Annotated in this window: 6 protein-coding genes and 3 pseudogenes; 7 read left to right on the forward strand and 2 right to left on the reverse strand. The window is 53.4% G+C overall.

Annotation, left to right across the window (positions count from 1 at the left end; translation table 11 throughout):
* From Q363_RS42480 to Q363_RS41650, 5 genes and pseudogenes are all read left to right on the forward strand, one after another.
* A pseudogene (locus tag Q363_RS42480) lies at positions 1–321 on the forward strand (polysaccharide deacetylase family protein); the annotation flags it as partial.
* Positions 322–831: 510 nt separating this feature from the next.
* Positions 832–1074 carry a nuclear transport factor 2 family protein gene (locus Q363_RS30740; protein WP_245632583.1) on the forward strand — a complete coding sequence of 81 codons (243 nt, stop codon included), beginning with the start codon at positions 832–834 and terminating at the stop codon, positions 1072–1074.
* 251 nt (positions 1075–1325) lie between these two features.
* Entirely contained in the window at positions 1326–2033 is a 708-nt protein-coding gene (locus Q363_RS30745; RefSeq protein ID WP_051979580.1) for a hydrolase, read from the forward strand.
* A gap of 261 nt (positions 2034–2294) precedes the next feature.
* Positions 2295–2639, forward strand: a pseudogene (locus Q363_RS45065) (amidohydrolase family protein); the annotation flags it as partial.
* A gap of 82 nt (positions 2640–2721) precedes the next feature.
* Complete coding sequence (locus Q363_RS41650; protein ID WP_245632584.1) at positions 2722–2910, forward strand: M23 family metallopeptidase; 189 nt, start codon at positions 2722–2724, stop codon at positions 2908–2910.
* 295 nt (positions 2911–3205) lie between these two features.
* Here the strand turns inward: Q363_RS41650 and Q363_RS47255 are convergent, their stop codons facing one another.
* Positions 3206–3400, reverse strand: coding sequence for a hypothetical protein (locus Q363_RS47255; RefSeq protein WP_035358378.1), 195 nt, complete (start codon positions 3398–3400; stop codon positions 3206–3208).
* On the opposite strand from Q363_RS47255, the gene Q363_RS39615 reads away from it, so the two are divergent.
* On the forward strand, positions 3332–3808 hold the full coding sequence (locus Q363_RS39615; protein ID WP_425387818.1) for a class I SAM-dependent methyltransferase: 477 nt from the start codon (positions 3332–3334) through the stop codon (positions 3806–3808). The genes Q363_RS47255 and Q363_RS39615 overlap by 69 nt on opposite strands.
* Here Q363_RS39615 and Q363_RS30760 read toward each other — a convergent pair.
* A complete protein-coding gene (locus Q363_RS30760; RefSeq protein WP_157467979.1) occupies positions 3791–4027 on the reverse strand; it encodes a hypothetical protein in 237 nt (78 codons plus the stop codon). The genes Q363_RS39615 and Q363_RS30760 overlap by 18 nt on opposite strands.
* Positions 4028–4250: 223 nt before the next feature.
* Here Q363_RS30760 and Q363_RS30765 point away from each other — a divergent pair.
* A pseudogene (locus Q363_RS30765) lies at positions 4251–4498 on the forward strand (hypothetical protein); the annotation flags it as partial.

A 4498-nucleotide genomic window follows, 5' to 3' on the forward strand; every position in this document is an offset into this window, starting at 1 on the left:
AACGATATCGTTTCATTCCCCTTCGATGGATGGAACCCAGCAGCATACGAGCAGGCCCTCAAAGATGAATTCGGCCAGCTCTATGAGGAAGGGGCGACACGACGCAGAATGATGGTGATCAGTTTGCATGATCGAATTTCGGGTCACGCTGGCCGCGTCCGTGTGCTCGATCGCTTCCTAACCTACGCCAAGTCAAAGCCCGGCGTGTGGTTTGCGCGTAAGGACGAGATTGCTGACTGGGTTCTCAAGACCCCTAAGCAAACACCAGTGCTAGACCGTGGCCCTGTCAGCGTCAGTGGCTTGTCGGGACCGGCTGCGTAATCGTCCTGGTTTCGGCGGCCTTGTAATTCACAACCATACTTCAGTTCCCAGAAAGGACCCAGCAATGTAGTTGACCACGAAGAGCTTTGAGAGTAACGGAACGATTCCGGAAACCTTCGCATTTGCGAAGAAAGTTTGCCACCGCCGCGTATCAAACTACTGTGAATCAAAAAACTGTCCGCATGAAGACACGCTTGCTTCCATTCTCACCCTCGGTGACATTGAAATTGATGGCTGTGGTGCGTATCGCGTTATTACGAGCACTCATGCCGGTTCCGATGAGCTCCCAGGGGCAGAACCCCGATGAACTGCTGCTTATGTCAACATTGCACCCTACTCCACAAACATGTATCTCTGTGATTGGCTCACCGAAACACATTTCGTCCTATGCTCATTGCGTGGCTGCCCATCGCACTATCTCTCCGGAAGAAGCGGCAGATCGACTCTCGATTTCGAGAGTTGGTCGACGCTTACGCTCATTGTGCAGATCGTCGAGATGCGAAGGGGCAGATGGCGCTGTTCACGTCCGATACACACTTCGTCGTATATATGGATTCACAATCAGACACTCCTTCGCAGGAGCTTCACGGCCGGGACTCTCTGGCTCCCGTCTTCGACAATTTGAATGCCTACAAGGCGACAATGCATTTCAACGGTCAAAGTACCGTGCAGCTGAATGGCAATAGCGCAACCGGGGTTAGCTACTGCCTTGCGCACACGTTACGGAGCAAGACGGAAAGCGCGGCCTCATGATCGCCTCGATTCGTTATCTTGACACATTCATTAAACAAGAAGGCGCATGGTATTTTGCCGAACGCAAGCTACTGGTTGACTGGATCGAGACGCGGCCGCTCTGAAGGCGCGGGCTAGCAGAAATATGTAATGCGATTCAATGTGTCTTCCGTTGAGTCGGCTGAATCTCAATCGTATGGTGCAGTGCACGTCGCAACGAAATGCGCCGCATCCTTGAACGAATCATTTCACTCGATAAAGGAGAGAGATTCATGAGCCAGAACAACGGGCGGACAAAACGAAGTGAGAAGGGGTTACTGACTCCTGACAATTGTGTTGTGACGCTGATCGATCATCAACCGCAAATGCTTTTTGGGACTGCCAACTTTGAGCGTCAGGGCATCATAAACAACACCGTAGCGCTCGCGAAGGCAACCAGAGTATTTGAAGTGCCGGTCGTTTTGTCGACAGTGGAAACGAAGTCATTTAGCGGAAACATGTGGCCACAACTCAAGGCTATCTATCCGAAGCAGGAGCCGGTTGAGCGTTCCTTTATGAATGCCTGGGACGACACAAATTTTGTGGCCGCCATAGAGCGCTCAGGGCGCAAGAAGATTGTACTGGCTGGACTATGGACGGAGACTTGCGTAGCGCTTCCCACGGTGCAGGCCATTCATGACGGCTATGAGGTTTATGTCGTAGAGGATTGCTGCGGAGACGTAAACCAGCTGTCGCACGACAACGCAATGAGGCGTGTTATCCAAGCGGGCGCCAAACCGGTAACGGCACTCTCAGTGATGTTGGAGTGGCAGCGTGACTGGGCGCAACGCGATACTTACGATGCGGTTATGGACATCGTAAAGACGCACTTTGGTGCATATGGAACCGGCGTGGAATATGTGTACACGATGGTGCACGGTGCGCCTCCGACAAAGTTCCCCGAGTATACCGTCCCAGCTCCTGAATTAGCACATAAATAGGCGTGACGGAGGGTGGAGTTATGCTCGCCCTCCATCTGCCCACTTCTGGTTTGGGGGGGAGAACCATGTCTGCCGAGACGATAATTCATAACGCTAAGATCGCGACGAATAGTGTTCCATCCTTTGTGGAAGCCATTGTCATTGGGGAGTGCGATCGTTGCCACAGGTCGAGATGAAGAAATCCTTCGACTGCGCGGCCCCAAGACGAAGGTGATTGACGGCAATGGTCGCACCGTTATCCGTGGTCTAAACGATTCACACATGCATCCGATTCGGGGTGGTTTGAACTACAACATGGAGTTGCGTTGGGACGGTGTGTCGTCGCTGGCGGATGCGCTGCGGATTTTGAAAGATCAGGCTGCACGAACTCCTGCACCGCAGTGGGTGCGTGTCGTTGGTGGTTGGACAGAATTTCAATTCGCTGAACGGCGCATGCCAATGCTCGATGAAATCAATGAGGCAGCCCCGGACATGCCGGTTTGTATTCTGCATTTGTACGACCGGGCGTTGTTGAATGCAGCCGCACTCCGTGCCGGGGGGTATGACAAGAATGCTCCGGATTTTCCCGCGGGCGAGGTTCAGCGTGACCGTCATGGAAATCCCACCGGAGTGCTCGTGGCCAAGCCGAATGCAAATATCCTTTACAGCACACTGGCCAAAGGGCCGAAACGACGTACACGAGGGCGATATGGTCAAGCGCGACCAGATCATGGGACTGAGCGGCATGACTGGGATGGCCGGCGGGGACCACGTCCACTTCGCCATGCAGCTCGATGGTGTCCAAATCGACCCCAAAGAGTGGTGGGACGCGCACTGGATCCAGGACCACGTCGTCCGCAGGGTCGATCTGTCCGGCAAATATTGCAGGGCTAGTTGAGGATGCACGATATGGGACCGCACCAATATAAATGCGAACCACTGCGCATTCTCATCACACAAAGAAACGGGAATCCTTACCCAAAGAATCTCGAGCTGTTGTCGAAAGGTGTTTAGAAATATAAAGTTCTCGAAGAGTTTTCGCTCATCGCGGATTCCCGCGGACCGCTTGGACTAAACCTAACGACCGTATTGGTCACCCAGCGTTCCACCGTCTTAGGAAGTCCGTTGTTTGTTGCTGGCCGAGTAAGGTCTACGTGTAATGCGATCGAAGGCAGTATGGTTAGGGTATGCCGCTAAACGTTCAGGAACAGTTCGGACATATCGACATCTACGTCTTCGATCAAATCCTTCGAGGGAACATTGCCCACGGAATGCGTGTACTCGATGCAGGATGCGGGCATGGACGCAATCTTGTCCATCTGCTGCGACAGGGTTGCGAGGTATTTGCGTTGGACGCAGACCGCGCTGGAGTAGAGCATGTTCGTCAACTTTCAGCCTCTCTGGGAACTAGACTGCCCGTAGAGAACTTTCAGGTTGGGCTCATTGAGCAGATGCCTTTTCCGGACGCATTTGCTGATGTCGTGATGTGCAGTTCCGTTCTTCACTTTGCCCGCGATGAAAATCACTTCCGGAGGATGTTGTCCGAGTTGTGGCGTGTTCTAAGGCCTGGCGGGATGCTCTTTTGTCGCTTGGGTTCACGGATCGGAATGAACCTTGAGCGAGTGCAGGAGAATAGATTCGTCATAGGGGATGGTTCCGTATGGTTTCTGGTGGACGAGGAGATGCTCTTGGAACTTGGCCGGGAGATGAAAGCAGTTCTCGTCGATCCTCTGAAAACCACGATCGTTCAGAACCATCGCTGCATGACAACCTGGGTGCTACGAAAAAGACCCTAAGCGGCGTTCGCCGGAGAAAGGATTCTGCTCAACTTCATTGACCTTGAGCTTCAATTGAGGGTCGACCCCCACATCCGTGCTCACAGAGAGCGGCTGGTCGTTGCCTACACTGCCAGCCTTTATCGTTCCGCTGACACGCCTGCCGACCAGTGTCATCATGCCTTGGGTTCGTTTGCCGAGATCTCTGGTGACAAGATCTCCCGGTTTGATGAATTGCACCTCAGTCCGAGATTGTTGCAGAGGAAGGAACTTGACCGACACAGTTGCGTTAGCTGTAGGTGTTCGACCGTGGCGATCATGTGCAAGCTCCCGAAGAGTCGGCAACCGTTCCCCTATCCGATAACGTGCGGTGTGTTTGAATGTAAGTCAGTGAGGAGCACGAGGTGTTGCAAAGGCTGAACTCAGCGGTGAAGCTGATTCAGAGAACTACCCCGGAGGCTCCTTGAGAGACGATATGTATTACATCGGACTGGATGTTCACAAGAGGACGATCAGCTATTGCGTGAAGGACGCGGCTGGTCACGTGCATCAGGAAGGAAAGATCGGGTCCACCCGGCGCGAGCTGGACGCCTGGATCAAGACCCTTCCCCAACCCCGGACGATCGCCATGGAAGCGACGATCTTTACTGGGTGGATCTACGATCATCTGCTTCCGCACGCGGAAAAGGTGAAGGTGGCACACCCTCTGAT

This window comes from Edaphobacter aggregans DSM 19364 (assembly GCF_000745965.1).
Taxonomy (GTDB): Bacteria; Acidobacteriota; Terriglobia; order Terriglobales; family Acidobacteriaceae; genus Edaphobacter; species Edaphobacter aggregans.